Raw genomic sequence first — 22,117 nt, 5'->3', positions numbered from 1 at the left:
TGCAGCAGTAACAGATGGAACTTTGGTATCGCGCATCGCATCCTCAGCCGCTTCCCTTAAGGAGGTAGAAATACTGCCATGATGGACGTGATAAATATCTGGTAATCCTTCAGCTTCGGCTATTTCACGCAGGCTGGCAATCACTGATTCTGTATCTGAGCGATTGTTAGCAAAGATCAAGCTTTTTCGAGATTTAGTGATATCAAAGATATGCCTGTAGTAAGGAGTAACAACTAAACTATCAGTCTCATCTGTTTCAACGGGAGAAACAAAAAAATGCTCTAAAGCCAGATTGATCTTTCGTTTTCCTCCCTCGATATCCGGAGTAATGACTGGCGTTTCGGTTCCCAGTCGCAGCCAGTCTTCAGCGAGTGAATAATCGCCAAGGGTAGCTGATAAACCAATCCGACGGGTGGGATTTTTTACAAATTTTGAAAGGCGTGCCAACTGGCAGAGAATTTGGCAACCCCGTTCGGAACCCATAAAGGCATGGATTTCATCAATAATGACAAAACGTAAGTCTCCGAACAAGCGAAACAGTTGAGTATTTTTATTAATTAAGAGACTTTCTAAAGATTCTGGCGTTATTTGCAGAATCCCTTTGGGATCTTTTAGGAGTTGTTTCTTCCGAGCCTGAGAAACATCGCCGTGCCAGTGCCAGACTGGAATATCTGCTTCTTTTAAAAGGTCATTTAGACGCTCAAATTGGTCGTTGATTAACGCTTTTATCGGGCTAATATAAAGTGCCCCAATCGTTGTAGATGGGTTTTGATGTAATAAAGTTAGAACCGGAAGAAAAGCCGCTTCTGTTTTCCCGGATGCGGTTCCGGCGGCAATCAACAAGTGAGCATCTGTGTCAAAAATAACCTTGCACGCTTCAACTTGAACGTCTCTTAATTCAGTCCAATCTTGGGTGTAGATGTATTCTTGAATGAAAGGCGCTAATTTATCAAAAGCCTGTTCGCTCATAAGGTAAATTCTGCAAATTCAGTATTCCCATCTATTTCTGGGTTTTTGCCGGGAGAAGTCGGTTTAAAATTAGAACCATGAATAAGTTCTCTAAAAGAGATGCTGGGGTTTTGCTGGAGGATATTCAAAATACTGATAAAGTCGCGGACAACTTCACGTGGGGTCAAGAATTTGTCTGCACCTAAGCGATTGACAACTTCTTGCATAAACTCTTGCAAATCACTTGGTTTCAGAGTTTTATTATAGTTGTAATGGGTAGCATGAATATCCACCAATCGGTGCAAAAGCTCGGATATATTCTGCGGAGTTAATATTTCTAGTTGGATGACGGGTGCTGAGGTATCCTGATGACCTCCTTTGACACGGCTGCTTAAGCGCGATCGCAATGCTTCATCACTATACAACCCCCGGCGTTTGTCCTCCACAAATTCGGGCGTTCCGCCGATAAAAATGCCGAGATTTTCTGCTCTTCCCTGCATCGTATCGTTGAACATTGCCAATAGCTTATCGTAGTTTTTTTGGCGGGAAGCGGTATGAGTAATTTTGTACAAATGAACAGCTTCATCCACCAAAATCAAAAGTCCTTTGTAGCCAATGTCTGAAACAAACTTTGCAACTAGCTTAATGTAGTCATACCAAGTTTCATCGTCAATGATGACACGTACTCCCAGCGCGGTTTTTGCCTCAGTTTTCGTCCCAAATTCCCCTCGAAGCCAACGTAGCGCTGCTTCCTTTTTATCATCATCCTCCGAACGATAGCCGCGCCAATAAGCGATGATGACATTCGCAAAGTCAAACCCGTGAACTAAACCTTCTATATCCTTAACGACTTCCCGAATTTTCTCTTCTACTTTATCGTCAAACCCAGTGTCGTTGGGTCGCATCCCGCTTTCTTGTGCAACTTGGTTTTGAATATTATTAATCCATCCTTCCAAAATGGGTGTGAAAGCGCCACCTTCTGGGCGAATTTTGGTGGAAAGATTCTGCATTAATTCCCGATAAGTTGCAATCCCTTTTCCGTCAGTTCCTGCGAGTCGCCGTTCGGGAGATAAATCAGCATCAGCTACTACGAAACCTCTTTCCATCGCGTGGTTGCGAATCAGTTGTAGCATAAAGCTTTTACCGGAACCATAGCGTCCTACAACGAAGCGAAACCCGGCACCGCCTTCGCCAATATTATCGAAATCCTGTAAAATAGCTTTGACTTCTTTTTCGCGTCCGACAGCAATATGTTCCAGACCGATTCTAGGAACAACACCTGCACCAAGAGAACTGATTAAAGCATTCGATATTCTTTTGGTAATTTTGATTTTCGTCATGATTTAAAATAATTTATTTGTTGCTATATAGGCGGACAAATCTTTGACGTTTCTCATTCTGTCTCACCTACGAGGAATGAGTTGAGGTTTTTGATTCAGTTTACTTAGGTTTTATAATAAATTTTGATAAATTGTTAGTTTTATAAAACTAAGTTTCGAGCATCTTCTTCACTTTTGTCAAGTGTTCTTCTGCGATCGCAGGCGGAATCGATGCCGAACCTGGTTCAATGATAAAATCGCCAATGGTATCTATAGCACGTTCGTTTATTGCATCTATCAATAGTTGAGGCATAGTTATATTTTTCTCAGCGATTTTCTTGAGAGTTGCACCTGGATTGTTTTGCTCTACTATGGCTTTGATTATCTGAATATCATCATTCGTAAGTTTTGTTTTTAGAGCAGTCCATTCCGCTGATAAATTTTCTACTGATTGTTTTCTTTGTATTTCCCAAAAAGGGATTGTTTGGGATTGTCCTTTTTGAGGTTTTTGGAAGTTTAAGTTACCACTCTTTAACTGCTCGTATTCCAACTTTAAAGAGGATACTTGCCCTTGCAACTGACCTAATTCTACTTTCAAAGACGCCAGAGATTGATTCAGCACCCCTCTCTGTGTTTCCAGCGTCTGAAGCTGAGCTTGCAGATTATCTACTTCTGATTGTAAAGGGCGTTTTTGTTTTTTGAGATTAGTGATTTCCTGTTCAAGGATGGTTTTCTGATTCTGATTATCTGCAACTTGATCTTGCAGTTTTTTGAATTCCGTTTTCAGGGAATTTAAGCTAGTTTCTGTCTTCTGCTTTTCCGATGTTGCAGCCAACAAAGATTCATTGAGTTCTGCTTTTTGCCTTTCCAGAACCTCAAGTTGAGTTTGGAGAATAAACCCTTGTTCTTCTAGTTGGTATCTATAAGCTCCTAAAGTTGACACTTCCCGATTAATGACCTCTCTTCGGTTATAGATTTCTGCTATTTGTCCGTGCAATTGGTTTAGGTTTGACTCCAAATAATAGAGATTATCTTCTAAGTTTTGTCTTTCATCGGAAATCGCTTGAATTTCATTTTGTAGAAAAAACTTCTGCTTTCTTTGTTTAATTTGTACAACAATAGCTCCTGCATAAGTAGCAGGTAGAGTAATTAAACCTGTAACCAAGGCTTTCGGGAAATCTCGGTTAGCAATAAGGCTCAGGAAAAAGCTCACACCGAAGGCAATTAAACCTAGTAAAATCCGATTGCTTACCTTAACCGATCGCATATCATTTTTTGTGAGATAAAGTCAGCATTTCCCAAGGTCCAATTCATCCGAACAGAATTCTAATTATGTGTTTAATCTACGAGATTCTGAACCAGTAACAGCTAAATCTGCCCTGAGAAAGTCAATGAATTGCCGTGCTGTACGTCCAGAACGCCCGTTGTGGCGAGTTGCCCACTGTAAGGCACGATACTCTAAATCTTCCTGGCTGAGGGAAATGTCGGCTTGGGTTGCGAGATGGCGAACAATGCTTAGGTAGGTGTTCTGATCGGCGGGTTCAAAGGTTAAAGTCAGACCAAAGCGATCGCTAAACGACAGCTTTTCCTGAACCGTATCCCAGGAGTGAATTTCTTCATTGTCCTTGGGACGAGGGCGATCGCTAAAAAATTCTCGAATCAGATGCCGCCGATTGGAAGTCGCATAAACCACCACATTTTGAGGACGTGCGGTTAAATTGCCCTCCAGCACTACTTTAAGAGCTTTGAAAGCGTCGTCATCCTCCTCAAAGGAGAGATCGTCAACAAAGATGATGAACTTCTGAGGCACACCCCGCAACTGCTCGACAATGGTTGGTAAATCTTTCAGTTCAGATTTGGCAACTTCGACGAGGCGGAGGTTTCCCGTATCAGGCTCATTTAACAACCCCTTCACCAAAGAAGATTTGCCGCTACCACGACTGCCGTAGAGCAAAACGTGTAAAGCTGGATGACCGGCGAGTAAAAATTTTGTATTCTTCAGCAAAGAGTCTTTCTGAGACTCGTAGCCGACTAATTCTGGAAGCTGCACGGGATCGGCATATGAAATGCCTACCAACTGCCCAGATTGCCAGCGTAACGCCCGATAAGAAGCAAACAGCCCCGTTCCGTATCGCTGATAATGAGCGGCTAAAGATTCCAGCACATCTACCCAATTTTCTGACATTTGGAATTTCTCCCAAATGGGCAATTCGTGAATTGCACCTACCCTATCCTGCTGCTGGTTCCAGGCGACTGGTGCCGCGAGTAACTTGGCTGTGGCTTGCACCCACCGGCTCAACTGGTCGCTACTGCAATTGTAGAGGCTCTGCAAGGCTTGTAAATCGTGCTGGGCAGCAGCTACCAGCGCCGGAGGCAGTAAAGACGATTGCTGGACTTGCTTGCTAAAAGGATTGTCAGTTCTGAGAATTTGGGTAATTAGGTAGTCTTGCCAACCTTGATTTCTGGCGGCTAAAGCTTGAAACCAAGTGCCGTAAGCTTGCAGGCAAGCCAGTCCATTGGTGTTGCTGCTGCTTAAGGCTTGTAGCAGATTCAGGAAAGCCGTGCCGACTTCCCCACGGAGGACGGATTGATAAAGTAACAGAGAAGCAGCTTGACGTTGCAGAAATTCGATTGAAGCGATCGCTTGAGTATCCATTAATCAACTGAGTGGTGTATCTCAGCTATGGTAAATTGTCTCCCGACGCTAGAAATAAGTTCTATTCAAGCAATGAGGTTTTAACTAGATGAATCTGGGTACTATCGCCGCGATCGCTTACGGAATTTTAGCCATTGTCGGCGGCATCATGGGCTACTCTCAAGCTCAAAGCAAAGCGTCGTTGATTTCTGGCAGTATCAGCGGCTTATTACTCATTCTCGGCGGCGTGATGTTATTGCAGGGACAAGCGTGGGGGCTGATTTTAGCAACTGTTGTCACCGCTGTTCTCATCATTGTCTTTGCCATCCGGTTGTTTAAAACTCGCAAATTTATGCCTGCGGGATTAATGACGCTCTTAGGTTTGGCGGCGCTGGCGGTGATGATTCAACAACTGGTTGCGATAGTGTAGCGATCGCATAAAGGATAGATTTAAAGCATAGATTGCCTAAACTATCTGGCGAAGTGGAATCTCAATAATAAACTCCGCTCCCCTACCTGGTGCTGAGAGACATTGCAATTGACCATTGTGCTTTTCTACAACAATCTGGTAGCTAATTGCCAAACCCAGTCCAGTGCCTTTGCCAATGGCTTTGGTAGTAAAAAAGGGATTAAATAGCTGTTGTCTCACCGCCTCTGTCATTCCAGAGCCATTATCCGCAATTTTGATAACGACGCGATCGCACTCTAGTACCTCAGTGCGAATTTTGATCCAGCTGGGATTTGCCTTGATTTCGGAAAGCGATCGCTGTTTGTTATACTCATCCAACGCATCAATGGCATTCGCGAGCAAATTCATAAACACTTGATTGAGCTGTCCTGCATAGCACTCGACTTTAGGTAAGTGACCGTACTCCTTAATCATCTCAATGTTCGGATGATCCGGTTTTGCTTTCAGACGGTTATGCAGAATCATTAGGGTACTATCAATTCCTTCGTGAATATCAACCGCCTTCATTTCAGCTTCGTCAATTCGCGAAAAATTCCGCAAGCTAAGAACAATTTCCCGGATGCGATCTGCTCCCACCTTCATTGATGACAACAGGTTAGGAAAATCTTCCATCATAAAATCTAGGTCAATCGCTTCTATCTCTTCCTGAATTTCTGGCGTTGAGTTCGGGTATTGCTGATGATAGAGCCGCAATAGATTTAATAAATCTTGGGTGTATTCTCTGACATGGGTGAGATTCCCAAAGATAAAGTTAACTGGGTTATTAATTTCGTGAGCAATCCCTGCAACCAATTGTCCTAAACTGGACATTTTTTCGCTTTGAATTAATTGACCTTGAGTACGTTGGAGTTCTTGGAGAGTATATTCTAGCTGCTGATTTTTTTCTTTTAACTGAACTTCTTTCTCCTGACGGGCTTCCTCAGCTTGTTTGCGAGCGGTAATATCCATCACGGTGGCACCAAGAGCCATCGGCTTGCCATCTTCTCCAGGTATGGGAAATTGAGAAGTCAACCAGTGCATCAGGACGCCTGGATTGCCAGGTAATTCACCGCACGTCTCCATGTTGAGAATCGCTTCGCCTGTCGTCAGTACTTTGCGTAATGTCGATTCGATCGCTTGTGCAGCGTCGGGCAAGACTTCAGCCAGGGATCTTCCTAAATGTTCTTCTACAGACAAGCCATTGAAGTGTGCTAGCGCTTCGTTGATTTGCAGATACCGCATCTGGTCGTCAAGAATACAGAGTCCGACCGGCGCAACGCTAATAAATGAGTTCAAAAGCTGCTCGCGCCGCGCTAATTCTTTTTCCAACGCCTTGCGATCGCTAATGTCTCGCGACATCCCAATCAAACCGATAACGTTTCCTTGGGGATCGCGGTAGATATTTTTTGTTGAGAGATACGTCACCGCGATGTTATTGATATAGACAATTTCCTCCAACGTCTGAGTTGTCCCAGAAGCCATAATTCTGCGGTCAGTTTCCATAAGTTGAGGGGCGACCTCAGGTGGAAATACCTCGGAGTCATCCTTTCCAATCATCTCCTCTACAGACTTGCCAAGTAGGTTGGCACCAGTGGAGTTGATCATTAAGTAGCGACCCTGAAGATCCTTGATAAAAATGATATCAGTCGTTCCTTCAATGACTGCATTCAAGAGGTTATAGCTTATCTGGAGTTCATCCTCTGTCTCCTGGCGTTCGGCAATGCGCTGGTGTAATTGCTCGTTCAGTTGACTCAGCTCGATCGTGCGCTCCTCAACTCTATCTTCTAGTTCTTGATTTACCTGTTTCAGTGCTGCTTCTGCTCGGTGGCGCTGGCTGTCAACCGCATTCAGGAATCTGGCATTCCACCAAATTAAAAAGGCAAAAATAACTACGTTGAAAACGCCAAAAAGAGCCAGCCCAAGTTCGCTGTCATAAATCTGAGATTGGTAGCCGCATAATATGAACCAGCCCAGCACTGAGGGAATGCCAATCGCGGCTGGCGACATCCGCCGCACCATCAATCCGCCTGCTTTGTCGCTTGTAACAACTGTCATTAGTCCTCGATCTGGACAAGCAAACAGGACTCCGGTGGAAAGCAGGATGAATGCGATCGCTGTGTGCAACGCCACACCTGTGTTGTAACTCTTGCCGTACAACGAGGTGATGCCGTAGATATAGCCCAAAAGACCCAGAAAACCAATCAAAAACCCGCCTAAGCTAAAGCATTGAGCCGGACGGTACGCTCTTTTAGATAACAGCAGAAGGGCAGAGCCAAGCATGAAAAAGCTCAGGGCACTATTGGGAGACATTCGCCCTGGTGCAGAGGTGCCAACAGCGCCTGCTGGGTCTTTAAACAGCAGTTCGTCAATTCCTAGATTCCATCCAAACCCATACTCAATTAGTGTCAATAAACCGATTAAAATGACGATGATCGCCAACACTTGAGAAAGGTCAAACGAAGACTTTCTCCGGTTATCTTTTGCCTTTTGTCTTCTGTGTTCCGCGTCGTGCCACAAACACAAAGACAATCCACTCAGAATAAAGGCTATGCTTGTGTTGGCTTTCATGCTTACCAGCCCTGGCAAAATGCTTTTAAGGGCTGTAATGTCTAATATCCAGCCCAGTAAAACAACACATCCAATTAGGGTGACAATAATACCGGCTTTTCTGGAGTAGGATTGTGGAAATTCGATAAACTCCGTCTTTTTAATCATAAAAATCGGACTCTTCCAAATACCAATAACTGACCAATCATTAACTTTTAATAGAAAAAATCTTTTGAGCTTTGCTAGATAAATTTATACAAGTTACCAAAATAATACAGTTTATCGTTTGTGCCTAAATATAGGCTAAACTTAAATTTATTCCTAATAAACATAGGATACATTTACTAATTATAAAACCGTATTTACATTGACTATTTGTCCGTTTTTTACGAAAAAGTCAGTAAATTCACAGATAAATGTTCTGACCTTGTTCTGAACTATTGTAAAAAGAACCATTTAGCGATCGCTTTTGTATTTATTGCAAGGACGCTAGCGAATCAAGAAGCCCATAACCCAGCCTAGTCAAGCAATCTTGAAAAGATTTAATCCATTCTTTTGCTTTCGCTCCTTAATCAGGTGGCAAGGCAACAAATAGCATCTCTGAGCTATCCTGGAATCGCCAGATAGCAAAAGTTGACAAAATGCACTGGATATTAACCGAATCTTTAAGCGTAGAAAATTTAACAGTAGCGATCGCGGGTTTACCGGCATCTTTGCAAGGCACAAAGCTAGTGCAACTGTCTGATTTGCACTACGATGGCAAGCGATTATCCGAAACACTACTCGCAGAGGCAATTGAAGTCAGCAATCAACTCGAACCCGACCTGGTTTTGTTGACTGGCGACTTCGTGACTGATGACCCATCTCCCATTCACGCCCTAGTGCAACGGCTAAAACACTTGCAAGGTCGCGCTGGTGTCTATGCCGTACTGGGCAACCACGATAATTATTATCGTCATTCAAAACAAGTGGTGCAAGACGCCCTGACTAGCATTGGGATTCATGTACTCTGCAATGAAATTGCTTATCCATTGGGAAAAGAATTGCCCTTCGTCGGACTTGCTGATTTTTGGTCGCGGGACTTTAATCCAGCGCCAGTGATGAATCAACTCGATCGGGATACACCCCGAATCGTCTTATCTCACAACCCAGATACTGCCGAGATTTTGCAAGAATGGCGGGTAGATTTGCAACTGTCGGGTCATACTCACGGCGGTCAAGTAGTAATTCCTGGATATGGTCCAGCACCGCAACTGCTGCAAAACTTCCGTCACCTGATTCCCAAACCGATGCAGCGTTGGGTGCCTTTTATGAAGGAATGCAATAAAGTGGTAGAGCGTTGGGAATGGGCGCAGGGGTGGCATCAGGTGGGAAAAAACCAGCTATATGTGAATCGGGGGCTGGGAACCTATTGGCCCGGACGCCTATTTTGTCCGCCAGAAGTCACGGCGATCGCGCTGGTGGATCAAAAATAGTTTTTAGTTGTTAGATCAAGAATTTATGTTCTCGTTCATCCGGTCAGATTTATCTCAGTTACGCGCCTATATGCCCCACCCAGGCGGCGCATCAGGAAGTCCAGTCACGGGTTCAATTCCAATCGATCGGCTGGATACCAATGAATGCCCTTTTGATTTGCCGAAAGAATTAAAAGAAAAATTGGCATGGACTTATCAGCAGCTAATTGAGACGAATCGCTATCCTGATGGCAGTCATACCCAACTCAAAGAAGCGATCGCCCAATACGCGAACGAATCCTTAGACGCCTCCATTACCCCAGCCCATATCTCTGTAGGTAATGGTTCGGATGAACTTATTCGTTCCCTCCTGATTGCCACCTGTCTCGGCAACGAAGGCTCGATTTTGGTCGCCGATCCCACCTTCTCCATGTACGCGATTCTAGCTCATACCTTAGGCATTCCTGTGGTAAATGTCGGGCGTAAGGAAGGGAATTTTGAAATGGATCTTGCCGCTGCCCAAAAAGCCATTGAGGAAACCCAGAATCCGCCAATCCGAGTGGTATTTGTCGTTCATCCCAACTCCCCCACCGCCAACGCCTTAACTACTGCTGAATTGGAATGGCTGCGGAGTTTGCCAGAGCATATTTTGGTGGTCATTGACGAAGCTTATTTTGAATTTAGCCAGACAACCGTGGTGGGTGAATTGTCGCAGCATCCAAACTGGGTGGTACTCAGAACATTTTCCAAGGCGTTTCGGCTGGCAGCACTGCGACTAGGATATGCGATCGCTCACCCAGAACTCATCGTCGCCCTCGAAAAAGTCCGTCTCCCCTACAATCTCCCCAGCTTCACCCAAGCTGCCGCTTTACTTGCCCTTTCCCAGCAGCAACTGCTACTTAGCTGCATTCCCCAAATTCTTAGCGAACGAGAAAAGTTACTCGATTTTCTCAAAGAGCAACAGGATTTACAAGTTTGGCCCAGTGCCTCAAACTTCATCTACCTGCGTCTCCCGACAGAGGAAGCCCTGACTCGATTGGCGCAGCAACTCAAAGAACAGGGAACCTTAGTTCGTCACACCGGCGGCGGCATTCGTCTGACGGTAGGCAGTGAAGAAGAAAATGAGCGATCGCGCCAGCATCTCCTGGCAGCCTTAAAAGCAATCAACTAAGCAGGATTAATTAAAAATTAAAAACTTCCTAGTTTTTAATTTTTAATTAATCCTCCAAATCCCGTGCCCTGCGGATAGTATCTGGCAACACCCCCACCAACAGCGCAAAGGCATCGTCCGGTACTTGCGTCAGCGTCTCCGTGCCAAAGAACTGCTTAAACTGTTCGAGGATCTTCTGTGCTCGTTGCAGCGGCACGGGGTTATCCGTAATTTGTTTCGTGAGTCGAATCCACTGTCTCCGAATCAAATAAGCATTCTGCCGTTCCTGAGCGGATTCAGGAGTTACCAACGACAAATTGCCCACTGGCAACACCCATTTCGCATCCACATCAAACAATCCGCCCACAGCCGCTCCTGGCCCAGCAAACTCTGCATGGTAGTGTTTGTAGAGGATCAAGCCATTCCGACGGCGACTATTCACGATCAACAGATGTTTATCATGCAGCTGATTAAGGATATCAGACGATTCCTCGTCAGGGTTCGGGCTTTCATTATTCATGCCATTAGAGCCTTGAGAGCGGGCGACACAGGTAGGGCTTTGATTGGCATCCGCTTTGTATAGGACAGTCTGGTAGCGCTGTTGGTTGTCGCTATCCATGTCAACTCTTACTGCTATATTTTTTCTTTGAGCATGCACCCGAACCGGAAGCACAGAGGCAAACCCAAGTCTGTTAGTTCTGGATGGATTGCAAGCTTGAGATTCAGTTTGCCATCTATTATGTATGTAAACAATAATTACATTATCAAAACATTTGACATTAGTATAAGTCACCAAGCGGTAATTCTTAATTTTATTTTATGGCATCTTGTCCGAGCGTAGAAAATACAACAGCCAGTAGTCGCCCACAACCTCACTGTAATGGGTATTCTTCAATAATCTACCCCCAAAAGTGACAATTGTTTAAAGTTAATGTGAAGTTGCGACAAGCAAGAGTCACTGACTGATTTAAAGACTGATTGAATTGATTAAAGGTCTTTTCTAGCTAGCAATTTTCAACCCAATCATCCTCAAATCTAGAGAATCTCAGGGAGGCGAGGGGAAGGTTATTTTAGCTTCCAGAAGGCAAGTGTTTGTGCAAGAACAGCCGTCGAGGACGCCCCAGCAGCCAGTCACTCCATCTGGGATCGCTATGGTGCAGGTGATATCCCGCCTTCAGATAAAGCTGCCGTGCCTGATGATTATTTTCTAACACGTGCAGGTAGAGGTCGCAGAATCCCCATTCCAAAGCGGTTCGTTCGCAGCGCAGCAGTAACTGCTGCGCTACTCCCCGTCGCCGACACGAGCGGTGGACAGCCAAATTCGAGATGTAAGGATATTGAGAACTCCAGGGTTGCCAGGAACAGGGACGAAGCCCCATTTCAACCGTCCCTACCACGGAATCAGCATTTGTTCCTTGGCGTTCTTGTGCTTTTGGGGACGGCGATGAGTCCTCTCCTCTCCCCTGATTGGTACTACCCGAAGCGACAGCGGCTAAACAGATGTAATTCGGAGGAATCAAGCGCAGTCGATTGCGTAAATCTTCGTAAATTCCCAGTCGAAATAACGGATAGGCCAAAGCCCAAATTCCTGACCGAGGGTGAAAGCTATCTGCCAGGATCTCGGTGAGGCTGGTCACATCATTTTGGTGGGCTGCCCGGATGATAAAGTGAGAGGCACCATTCGGTTGTGCGGCTCTTTCAGGTTGGCGGTGCAAGAGTGGAAAGCAGGGATTCACAGCCGAGCGTAAATTGGATATCTAGCAGGTTTCATCCTAGATCATTTTGCAGTGATTTTTGCAGGTTTAAGATCGGGGTACTGGAGCAAAATGAATTAACTGGGAAGATTGACAAGTTGCTAGGCTGGAGAGTTTCTAGGTTGCCCTAGCCTGGAAGAATGCCTACCTTAGGCAAAGCTTCTTTTGTTCCAGCAAGGATACTATTGTACAAGGAGTGCATCGGCCTAGGGAAAATTGGCATCGGACGGTAGAGCCAGCATCGCTATCGTGTCCGGAGCAGCAGCGCTCGTCCAGGTATTTCTCTAACAGCCTGTTATCGATCAATTTCGGAGCAGGGGATATGGAAGCGCGATCGCAGTAGTTATAACTGAGATCCACGCCCAAACGTTAAAGTCAGAAATGAAGAGCGGGTATTTTAAATAAAAAGTAAGTGACAAGTGCATTTTCTCCCCAAAAAGTTATTGAACTGGGTAGGTTCGTTGTCAGTCGTCTGACGACCATAAGCATTGCCTACACCCTACCCCTATTTCTCAGGAACCGCTGTTGGGTAGGACCAAGGCTTCCCCGCAAGGGGAGCGGGGAGCATGAGCCAGAACCGGGGTGTTTCTCGAAAATCGACACCAGAAGGTACAGCAGTACTGAAACTGAAAAATTAAGATTAATTAGGGTGCAACCAGGCAATTTCCACAGCTTCCGGATTCGGAAACAGTGGGATGCGGATAGTAGCTTGGATAGGGAGCGTCTATCTTTATCTCCCATCTGCTTTTCCATCTCAATCGCTGGAATAATCTGTGCATGAAATGGAGACTGTTTTGCATTTGCATGGGCGTAGGCATGAGCTGCACCATACTACAGCAGGAGAGCGGGGCATGAAATCCCAAGCCAGTAAAAAGCCCAAAATTCTGGTCGTCGATGACGAACCCGATAACCTCGACCTGCTCTATCGCACTTTTCATCGAGAATATAAGGTACTCAGGGCAGATAACGGCCCTGCGGCGCTGGAGATTCTGGCGCATGAGGGGGATGTTGCCGTGATCATCTCGGATCAGCGGATGCCCCTGATGAGCGGCACAGAATTTCTGAGCCTCACCGCCACCCAGTACCCAGATATTATCCGGATTATTTTGACGGGTTACACCGATGTGGAAGATTTGGTGGAAGCCATCAATGCCGGAAAGGTCTTCAAGTACGTCACCAAACCCTGGGATGCAGCTGAGCTAAAAGCGCTGGTGCAGCAGGCAATGGATACCCACAACGTTTTGAAGGTTCGGACTGAGGAACTGTGCCGGACGCTGCGCCGCGAATCGCTGCTCAATACAGTCACGAATACCATTCGCAACGCCCAGTACCGGCGGGGCGGTTCGCCCCTTCAGCAAGTCCTCCAGACGATTGTGGAAACCGTGGGTCATATGCTGGAGGTCAGCGTGTGCATTTTGCGTCCCTTCCAGGAGGACGGGATGGCAGATGAAGGATTCATTTATCAGCGACAAGAGGCAAAAGGCAAGCGGCAATCCTCAGGACTCATCATTTCCGAACTGAGTCCATCGTCAGGGCAGAGAACGGCAGGACAGAGGACGGAGGAAGAAGGCGGGAGTCAGGAGTCACTAGAATATACGACTCCGTCTTCAGTTTTGCTCCCTGAGTCTTCTTTGGGAGAGAACGAGACTGGGCAGCACAATGAAGATCCCCACTCAGTCTTGAGTCTTCAGTCCTCAGTTCTCAGTCAGTTAGTGTGGGAAACGCACGATGTAGAAGTCATTAATGATGTCGAAACAGATGAGCGACTTCCAGGCGATACTCTTGTAATTAGGCAACGCCTAGAGGCAATGCGACAGGCGGATATCCACTCTAGCTTGGTGGTGCCGCTGTATTGCCAACTGGAATTGATGGCAGTTCTGGCGCTGCACCAGTGCGGACAGCCGCGCGTCTGGCAGGATGATGAGATTCAGTTGGTGGTGATGGTGGCGGATCAAGCGGCTCTGGCTCTTTCCCAGGCGCGGGCTTACGAACAGGTTTCTCGACTTGCACAAAGAGAGGCCCTTGTCAATACGATTACAACGGCAATCCGCTCTAGCCTTGACCCGCAGGACATCTTTGCAGCAATTACACAACAGTTGGGACAAGCCTTGCAAGTGGATGGCTGTGCCCTGTCTCTGTGGCGTAGGGAGGATGAGTTTGTTCAGTGCGTGGGCTTGTATGACGGGGCAGAAAGCCTGGTGCTGGATACATCGGTGAGCGAGGACCCGATTTTCGACCGTACGAGCGAAGCATTTGTCACCAAAATGCAATTAGCTCCGCATCTCGGCAATCATACTTCGCTGCAAGCGAAGAATCCTCAATTACCCCACTCGGTTGTCCCAATTGCCGGAAATCCGGTGTTGCAACAGCTGCTAAATACACAAAACCCCGTGGCAGTCCACGATCTGGATCGGAACCCCGAAATGAACGGGTTCGATCTCCCTCTGCGGAGTCCGGCGCGGGCGCTGTTGGTGGTACCGTTACTCTCCGATGGTCAGATTATTGGTAGCATTACCTTGCGCCAAACGAACCGACCTCGCCGCTGGCACGCTTCAGAGGTTGAATTAGCTCAGGCGGTGGCAGCACAGGCAGCGATCGCAGTCACGCAGTCCCGACTGTATCAAAAAACTCGGCAGCAGGCGGAGCGGTTACTGGAATTAGACCGGCAGAAAACCGAGTTTTTCCAGAACGTTTCTCACGAATTTCGCACGCCGCTGACTCTGATGCTAGGGCCGCTAGAGTCAGCGGTCAATCAGCATCAGGATATGCCCTACGACCAAGCTGCGATCGCCCTACGCAACTCCCGCCGCTTACTGCGACTGGTCAATCAACTGCTGGATATCCAACGACTCGACGCCGGTCGAATGCAAGCCAGTTTCCGTCCTTGTAACTTAGTAGAATTTATCGAAACCATTGTCGAAGCTTTTCGCCCCTACTGCGAGAAAAAAGGCTTGCAGCTGACACTCGAAATGAAACCCTGTCAGCCAGTTTATTTAGATTTAGAAAGATTTGACAAGGTACTCTACAACCTTCTCTCCAATGCTATGAAATTTACCGAAGCGGGAGGTACGATAGCCGTGCTAGTGCAACCCGCTGGAGATCATGTCCGAATCCAGGTTTCAGACACTGGCATTGGCATTCGCCCGGAACAAATCCCCCATCTGTTCGAGCGCTTCCGTCAAGCGGAAGGGTCAGTCAACCGCTCCTATGAAGGCAGTGGCTTGGGTTTAGCGCTAGTGAAAGAATTGGTGGAACTCCACGGCGGTCAAATTTCTGTCGAGTCGGTTTACCGAGAAGGCAGCACCTTTACCGTTTGGCTGCAAACTGGAACCGCGCACCTACCGCTGGATCAGGTGTTGGAAGTGCCAACTGAAGTCCAATCCAATCGCGCTGCTGTGGAATTGGCAGATTTGGAGGTGGAAGAAGAAACTGGAGACTGGGAACTTTTGAGACAGGATGAAGCAGCATCTTCTCTGAATTCACTACCAACGGAGTCGCAACCAGTATCCGCCTCCAGCGTCAATTCCTCCGTCATTCACACCGTTTTAGTGGTGGACGACAATCCAGATTTACGAGCTTATGTGTCTCGGATTTTGCTAAATGATGGCTATCAAGTTTGCATGGCTCGCAACGGCAACGAAGGATTCGCTGTCGCTAAGGAAAGGCGACCCGATCTGATCGTGACGGATTTGATGATGCCCTTTGTGTCCGGTTTGGATATGATTCGGATGCTCCGAGAAAACCCAGAACTCAAGGGAACGCCGATTATTTTGCTCACCGCCAAAGTAGACGAAGATACTCGGATTGAAGGCACTGAGAGGGGAGCCGATGCTTATCTGGCTAAGCCATTTAACGACCGGGAATTGTTAGCGTTAGTCCACAATTTGCTAGCACTCAAGGAAAATGAGCGCCGGGTGGTGGAGCTGAATTCTTACCTGACTGAGTCGGTGCTGAAGCGCTTTTTACCTCCAACGATGGTGCAGAAGGCGGCAAAAGGCGAACTGAAGCTGGATTTGAGTCCAGAACCTAGGTTGGTTACGGTTTTATTTAGCGACATCGTGGGTTTTACCAGTTTGGCAAATACCTTACGAGCGCGACGAGTGGCTGAGTTGCTGAATGAATATCTAGAAGCAATGACCAAAGCCGTGTTTGATAACGGTGGCACGGTGGATAAGTTTATGGGGGACGCAATTTTAGCGCTGTTTGGTGCCCCAGAGGAGCTGACACCCAACGAGCAGGTACGACGGGCGATCGGTGCGGCGCGACAAATGCACGCTTCTTTGGAGCAACTCAATCAGAAATGGTTGGAGGCAGGCATTGTTGGCACGAGCGATCGCGCACCCGTCCAGTTCCGCTGCGGCATTCACCAAGGAACCGCCGTGGTGGGAATGTTCGGAGGCAATCAACGGTCGGATTACACGGCTATCGGCCCTAGCGTGAATATTGCCTCTCGCCTTCAAGAAGCAGCGGAGCCGAATTGTATCCTGGTTTCTGCTGCCGTTGCCGATTACCTGGACGAGCAGGAAATGACCAAGTGCAGCCCACTCAAGCTCAAAGGCATCGATGAAACCGTTCTCACCTTTGCGGTTGAACTTAAAGAAAGTGCTGGGGACTGAATAAAGTGCTGAGTCCTCAGTCCTCAGCACTGTTCTCCGCTTTGCGCTTATCGTTGTGGGTGGCGCTGATTTCCACCGTCTTTGTTGCGATCGCGGGGGGACTGCTGGGCTACCTGTTGGCACGTTACCGCTTTCCCGGTCGAAACTGGGTGGATGCCATCGTCACGCTGCCCCTAATTTTGCCGCCGACGGTGGTGGGATTTTATCTGCTGGTTCTCTTTGGACGCCAGGGGTTAATCGGACGCCCTCTCTACGAAGCGACTGGTTGGACGCCCATTTTTACCTGGCAAGGTGCAGTCTTAGCGGCAAGCATTATGGCGTTACCGCTAATGGTAAAAACCACAAAGGCAGCTTTAGAAAGTGTTGATCCCGTTTACTTACAAGCCGCTGCGACATTGGGTCAATCGAATCTGCAAACCCTCTGGCGCGTTTGGTTGCCTTTAGCCTGGAAAGGTATCCTTGCAGGAATTGTCCTCAGTTTTGCCCGCGCTTTAGGGGAATTTGGCGCAACTTTAATGATTGCGGGGAATATTCCCAGTGTCACGCAAACGATGCCAATGGCAATCTACGAAGCCGTTCAGTCGGGACGCGACAACATCGCCTTGATTTTGGTGGTTATTCTCAGTTCGCTGTCTCTGTTCATTCTTTTTCTGACAAATTTTCTGGAACGTAGCGGATTCAGGTGAACGTCTACTGTTTCTAACAATAAGAGTCCTTCAAGTTTTGAGAATGGCACTACCAAACCAGCGCCCCAACGATCCGGCTCAGAGTCCTCCGACTCGGCACTTACATCTCGTTAGCGCATCAGCTCCACCTCCCTTAGAGAAGCCAGATGCGATCGCCTCCCAGCAGCGAGTCGATGCCCGGAATCGGTCTACATCATCCACGCTGTGGAGTATTTACACTCTAATTTCTGTAATTGTCCATGTATTGGGGATGTGGATGTTGCAGCGGGTAATCATGGGATCTGCCAGCGTCGATGTGGCTACGGAACCCATTCCTGTTGAGCTAATTACCTCCGTTCCCTATTCCGAAGAGAGGTTAGAGCCACAAGCGGCAACTCCCCAACAAAGACAAGAGAGCGATCGCAATTTTAACGTTCCAGGTAGAAGCCCTGTACAGCAACCGATACCCGCGCAGCCTCAAGAAAATCCTCCGGTAAATTCTCAACCGAGGATTCAGCGCTCTTTCAGAATTCGTTTAAATCCTTTCCCTCAAGCTCAAAACCCTTCGGCTAGCTCGCCTTCTACCCCGCAAAGACAGCAGCCGAACTCTGATGTGGTTGCGACCAGACCCATCATTCCTACACCCGCCTCGCGCCCGCCATTTGTGCCGCAGCAAGCCCCTGAAACGGGTCGTCCCTTGGGGTCATCCTCCCAAGATGCAGGAACCCCCGCACCTGCACCGCCATCTCAACCGCAGCCATCACCGTCCCAACCCGTCGAACCATCCCCAGCTCCTGTCACCCCTCCGCCAGATCCTCCCGTACAGGCAAGCCCAGCCCCACCAGCTCCAGCTCCCATTCCACCCGCACCGCCTGCTGAGGAGGCACAAAGCGCACCATCGCCCGCACCCGCAACCCAAGGTAGAGGCGTTGTGGCAACTTTGTTCAATGTCCGCTCTGGTAACGCTGGCACTGATGAGCCGAACCAATTAGCCGTACCGCAGCAACAGCAGAAACAAATTCCCGACCTTGATTATCCGCTGCTAACTGGGCAAGCTCCCGACGAGCCTATCGTCTTGGAAGTTTTATTGTTGATTGATAACACGGGTAAACCGTCAGTTCAGCGAGTGCTGCAAGGAAGCGGAAATTTAAACGATTCGCAGTTTGTCAATGAGCTAATTCAAGGCTGGAGGTTTCAACCTGCTTACATGGGAGGTGGAGCCGTTGACAGCTTGCTGGAAGTCTCTATCCGAATTTCTCCTCTCTCCCAGTGAAAAAATGCACGCCTCCCCTACTCAAGCTCTGAAAAATTGTGGTATAGTAATCTAGTTATAGTTTGACCATACCTCAATTCGCGGGTGTAGTTTAGTGGTAAAACCTCAGCCTTCCAAGCTGATGATGCGAGTTCGATTCTCGCCACCCGCTTTTCCAGTTGTCGATTGCCACATTATTTGTCGTCGTTGTCAAATTAATGTCGCTTTGAGCCGGAAATTTATTTTCAGGCACTAATCTGCCCGATCGCCACTTCCAATCCAAATTTTTAAATTAATGGCATTTTGGCGCACCTACTACCATCTCATCTGGGTACCGGAATCTCGTCAACCTCTAATTAGCCAAGAAAGAGAGTCTGAACTTTACAGTTATATTATCGGCAAAGCTGATGCCATTACGCGATAGCTTCACTTCACACACACCATTTTTGAAGTTGGATTATACGTGGTGCTTTTGGTGTGTTGGCTTGCTTCACCCAGAACTCAAGGCTCGTACCAGATTTGGTATTGCCTAAATTTACTGCTAAAGGCAATAAGGAGATCGCCTATTCTAACTAGAAATGAAATTTATTTTTTTTGAACAGCTAAATACTGAAATCTTACTTTTTCTTTTGGCTTTAGCCCATCCTCACCTGTAAGAAGGTTATTTCTAATCATTTCCGGCAAGTTATCAGCTTGCTTAGAACGAAACTCAATAACGCCTTCTTGCCTTCTTCGCACCAGCGTCGCTAAACCTTGGCATGTAATACGATTCTCTATTGAATCCATTAATATATTAACTTGAGGATAGTTTATCAAGTCTGCTATTGCTAATATGCTGCCAGAAGGCATTTCCTCAATAAGGTAAATAATATTATTGATTATCTCAGTTTTGTTTGTTGTAAACTCATTCATGCAGTTTTGCATTACAAATAAATGCGTCTTGTTAATTACATCAGTTATTGGCTCCATGCAATTGGAATCAATAAGATCAAGGTTTTTATTTTCACTATTTAGTTGAAATTTGCGAGGAGGTTTCCAACCTTTAGGAACTATATTTTTAGTAATATTGCGGCTAAATTCCCAATCATTAGCAGCAATATCAAAAGTATTGGCTATCGCATTTTGAACACCTGAAAATTTGTCCCTCATGTAAGCTAACCAGCCTAAAATTTCTGGTGCTGGTCCTGCTCCAAAAAAGCAAGCTTGCACTTCTGTTGAGTTAAAAGGTAGTACAACCTTTCTGGCAGCCAAATCTTTAAGCAGACTATAAACAATTTGGTAGTAGTGAGGATAATATGCTATGAGATAAGCTGCTTGGGGGTTGTGGTCTAGATAACTCGCTGTTACTTGCTGTCCAGCGGTGGTGTAGCTAGACCGCAGATTTCTAACATATGGTTGCAATTGCCTCAGATAATTCAATTTTTCATTTTCATCAGTAATGCCCTTTGAGCGATAGAGTTCCTCTAGAATTAAATCGTACATATTGTTGGCGAGCTAGTGGATTACTCTGAAAGTAAGATTTATTCTAGGCTCGACCCGCTTCGATGTTTTAGGTATTTGATGTTGCCAAAATTGTTGTGTTGTTCCCTGCATAACAAGAAGGCTGCCATGTGTCAGTTCTACTTCAACTTGCTCCTTTGCGACTTTATGCCTGAACATAAAACGCCTAGTACCTCCAAAGCTAACAGACCCAATTACAGGTTCTTCGCCAAGTTCAGGTTCATCATCACTATGCCAAGCTACACTATCATTCCCGTTGCGGTATAAGTTGAGGAGAACGCTGTTGAAACTTATGCCTGCTAAGCTTTCTATCCGTGACTTTATTAAAAACAAGGTGGGTGTCCACGGTTCAGGAGACATTGGTATCTTCGAGTAAGTGTATGACTTGCCACTATCTCCATGCCAAGCTGTGAGCCTTGGTATATTCAACTCTTTGCCATACAATTTTATTTTTTCTTGCCTCCAATGAATTTCTTTGTATAATTGCGAGTAAAGTTTATCGCTTTCATTTTTATCAAAAAAATTGCAATATAAAGTTACTTCTGCATCAGGCATACACAATAACTCAGGGGATGTTATCCTGTCGGTTTTAGGCTCATCCCACAAACTGAGCTGGTTGTAATTAGAAATCCTCATACTTCCTTAACCTGCAAAAAATATTTTATACTTTGCTATTTATCTTGCCATCATAACAGTAACAGTATTTTGTTTTCACCCTTCTTTATCGTTGAATAGGCTCCACTAGGGAAAAGCCGCACAGCCTACGCTTCGGTGCCAACAACGTAGCGGCTACACTATCAGCGACTTCGGTTGTGGTGAGGCAAAGCTGGCTGAGGCGGTTTCAGATCGCCATACAGTTTACATGCGACATCGCGCACGTTCCCCTTGACGATAAAAGGCTAGATGTAGCGATTTTCTGCCTGTCACTCATGGGAGCGAATTTCAGCGATTACCTGCGCGAGGCGTATCGCACTCTGAAACTGGATGGTCAGCTTCATATTATCGAAGCAACTTCAAGATTTAGCGATCACCCTCAATTCCAAACTGACCTAGAGGCTTTAGGATTCATTGTTGTCAGCGTTCAGGATGCATGGAAATTTACCCATATCCACGCCTTGAAGACTGAACTTAGACCTCAAGCCACAAGAGAACTCCAATTCTAGGGCATTATTGCCGTCACACGCTCCAACGAGCCAGCGTTTCAGCATCGCCAGCCTAAAAAAACAAGGCAGACTCCTGCCTGCCCTACATAAAATCAAGAACAACCCCTGCGGAGTTGCCCTGATGATGAGACCCTGCATCCGCACTCAGCAGATACTAGGGCGCTCACTCTTGAGCAAATACTGGCTCCTTAGTCTTTGCCTGTAATGCCTTCCAGCGCCTTCTGAACTTTTTGTTCAACTGATTGGACGCCTTGCGAGTTTTCGTTGGTACTCATCTTGTCAGCATCAGCGGCTCCTTGAATTTCATTCAGACCCTGGCTGGCTTCCTTCTGAGTCTCCTTAAGCGAATAGGGGTCTTTCAGAACCGCCTTTTGTGATTTCTCTTCAATCTTCGTCAGATTGGCTTCTCCGTCTCCGGGGCGACTGTTAGTGCCGCTATATCCTGCGGGGGTTTTTGGGCTGCTGTAGGCTGGGGTTGCATAGCTGAACAATACTAAAGCGCAAAAACAAGCAGCGATCGCCATACGCACTGGACGTACCCAAGCAGACAGGCTGAAACGGATCGATTTCATAGAGTCCCTCTCTCCTAATTTGTCGAAATTAGCACTATTAAGATTTGTTGATCGGATCAGACGAAACAACTGCCTGAACGACCTCTCTTATTTG

18 protein-coding genes and 1 tRNA gene are annotated in these 22,117 nt (G+C 46.7%); 9 read left to right on the top strand and 10 right to left on the bottom strand.

Annotation, left to right across the window (positions count from 1 at the left end; genetic code table 11):
* The 4 genes from H6F50_RS20525 to H6F50_RS20510 form a co-directional block, all read right to left on the bottom strand.
* The coding region (locus tag H6F50_RS20525) for a DEAD/DEAH box helicase (RefSeq protein WP_190430137.1) at window positions 1–969 on the bottom strand (969 nt) is incomplete at its 3' end.
* Window positions 966–2,288 (bottom strand): ATP-binding protein, encoded by a 1,323-nt coding sequence (locus H6F50_RS20520; protein ID WP_190430136.1) that lies wholly within the window; start codon window positions 2,286–2,288, stop codon window positions 966–968. The genes H6F50_RS20525 and H6F50_RS20520, both read right to left, overlap by 4 nt.
* 148 nt (window positions 2,289–2,436) lie before the next feature.
* On the bottom strand, window positions 2,437–3,432 hold the full coding sequence (locus tag H6F50_RS20515) for a tellurite resistance TerB C-terminal domain-containing protein (RefSeq protein ID WP_190430135.1): 996 nt from the start codon (window positions 3,430–3,432) through the stop codon (window positions 2,437–2,439).
* A gap of 165 nt (window positions 3,433–3,597) precedes the next feature.
* On the bottom strand, window positions 3,598–4,923 hold the full coding sequence (locus H6F50_RS20510; RefSeq protein ID WP_190430134.1) for an ATP-binding protein: 1,326 nt from the start codon (window positions 4,921–4,923) through the stop codon (window positions 3,598–3,600).
* Between the two features lie 88 nt (window positions 4,924–5,011).
* On the opposite strand from H6F50_RS20510, the gene H6F50_RS20505 reads away from it, so the two are divergent.
* The gene (locus H6F50_RS20505; RefSeq protein ID WP_190430133.1) at window positions 5,012–5,332 is read left to right on the top strand and encodes a TMEM14 family protein; all 321 of its coding nucleotides are present in this window, start codon (window positions 5,012–5,014) and stop codon (window positions 5,330–5,332) included.
* A 36-nt stretch (window positions 5,333–5,368) separates the two neighbouring features.
* On the opposite strand, the gene H6F50_RS20500 is transcribed toward H6F50_RS20505, so the two are convergent.
* Complete coding sequence (locus tag H6F50_RS20500; protein ID WP_190430132.1) at window positions 5,369–8,065, bottom strand: PAS domain-containing protein; 2,697 nt, start codon at window positions 8,063–8,065, stop codon at window positions 5,369–5,371.
* A gap of 473 nt (window positions 8,066–8,538) precedes the next feature.
* Between H6F50_RS20500 and H6F50_RS20495 the strand changes: the two genes are divergently transcribed.
* Both H6F50_RS20495 and H6F50_RS20490 read left to right on the top strand, forming a co-directional pair.
* Window positions 8,539–9,372, top strand: coding sequence for a metallophosphoesterase (locus H6F50_RS20495; protein ID WP_190430131.1), 834 nt, complete (start codon window positions 8,539–8,541; stop codon window positions 9,370–9,372).
* Between the two features lie 25 nt (window positions 9,373–9,397).
* Window positions 9,398–10,522: a histidinol-phosphate transaminase gene (locus tag H6F50_RS20490; RefSeq protein WP_190430130.1), complete on the top strand. Its 1,125-nt coding sequence runs from the start codon at window positions 9,398–9,400 to the stop codon at window positions 10,520–10,522.
* A gap of 46 nt (window positions 10,523–10,568) precedes the next feature.
* Here H6F50_RS20490 and H6F50_RS20485 read toward each other — a convergent pair whose 3' ends face one another.
* Window positions 10,569–11,120 (bottom strand): hypothetical protein, encoded by a 552-nt coding sequence (locus H6F50_RS20485; protein WP_190414951.1) that lies wholly within the window; start codon window positions 11,118–11,120, stop codon window positions 10,569–10,571.
* Between the two features lie 451 nt (window positions 11,121–11,571).
* Complete coding sequence (locus H6F50_RS20480) at window positions 11,572–12,237, bottom strand: GNAT family N-acetyltransferase (RefSeq protein WP_347277191.1); 666 nt, start codon at window positions 12,235–12,237, stop codon at window positions 11,572–11,574.
* An 869-nt stretch (window positions 12,238–13,106) separates the two neighbouring features.
* Between H6F50_RS20480 and H6F50_RS20475 the strand changes: the two genes are divergently transcribed.
* From H6F50_RS20475 to H6F50_RS20455, 5 genes are all read left to right on the top strand, one after another.
* Complete coding sequence (locus H6F50_RS20475) at window positions 13,107–16,871, top strand: response regulator (RefSeq protein ID WP_190430129.1); 3,765 nt, start codon at window positions 13,107–13,109, stop codon at window positions 16,869–16,871.
* 5 nt (window positions 16,872–16,876) lie between these two features.
* Window positions 16,877–17,557 (top strand): molybdate ABC transporter permease subunit, encoded by a 681-nt coding sequence (modB, locus tag H6F50_RS20470; protein WP_190430128.1) that lies wholly within the window; start codon window positions 16,877–16,879, stop codon window positions 17,555–17,557.
* 43 nt (window positions 17,558–17,600) lie between these two features.
* Window positions 17,601–18,809, top strand: a complete 1,209-nt coding sequence (locus H6F50_RS20465; RefSeq protein WP_190430127.1) for a hypothetical protein — start codon at window positions 17,601–17,603, stop codon at window positions 18,807–18,809.
* Window positions 18,810–18,889: 80 nt separating this feature from the next.
* Window positions 18,890–18,960 (top strand) — tRNA-Gly (locus tag H6F50_RS20460).
* Window positions 18,961–19,083: 123 nt separating this feature from the next.
* Complete coding sequence (locus H6F50_RS20455; protein WP_190430126.1) at window positions 19,084–19,212, top strand: transposase; 129 nt, start codon at window positions 19,084–19,086, stop codon at window positions 19,210–19,212.
* Window positions 19,213–19,373: 161 nt separating this feature from the next.
* Here H6F50_RS20455 and H6F50_RS20450 read toward each other — a convergent pair whose 3' ends face one another.
* The gene (locus H6F50_RS20450; RefSeq protein ID WP_190430125.1) at window positions 19,374–20,270 is read right to left on the bottom strand and encodes a hypothetical protein; all 897 of its coding nucleotides are present in this window, start codon (window positions 20,268–20,270) and stop codon (window positions 19,374–19,376) included.
* 12 nt (window positions 20,271–20,282) lie between these two features.
* On the bottom strand, window positions 20,283–20,843 hold the full coding sequence (locus H6F50_RS20445) for an alpha-ketoglutarate-dependent dioxygenase AlkB (RefSeq protein ID WP_242029133.1): 561 nt from the start codon (window positions 20,841–20,843) through the stop codon (window positions 20,283–20,285).
* A 257-nt stretch (window positions 20,844–21,100) separates the two neighbouring features.
* On the opposite strand from H6F50_RS20445, the gene H6F50_RS20440 reads away from it, so the two are divergent.
* Window positions 21,101–21,451: a methyltransferase domain-containing protein gene (locus tag H6F50_RS20440; protein ID WP_190430123.1), complete on the top strand. Its 351-nt coding sequence runs from the start codon at window positions 21,101–21,103 to the stop codon at window positions 21,449–21,451.
* 188 nt (window positions 21,452–21,639) lie between these two features.
* Here H6F50_RS20440 and H6F50_RS20435 read toward each other — a convergent pair whose 3' ends face one another.
* Entirely contained in the window at window positions 21,640–22,023 is a 384-nt protein-coding gene (locus tag H6F50_RS20435) for a low temperature-induced protein (RefSeq protein WP_190430122.1), read from the bottom strand.
* Window positions 22,024–22,117: the final 94 nt, after the last annotated feature.

Source organism: Coleofasciculus sp. FACHB-712, from assembly GCF_014695635.1.
Lineage (GTDB): Bacteria > Cyanobacteriota > Cyanobacteriia > Cyanobacteriales > FACHB-T130 > FACHB-T130.
The sequence above is the reverse complement of the archived record's forward strand: the minus strand, read 5'-3'. Positions and strand labels throughout refer to the sequence as shown.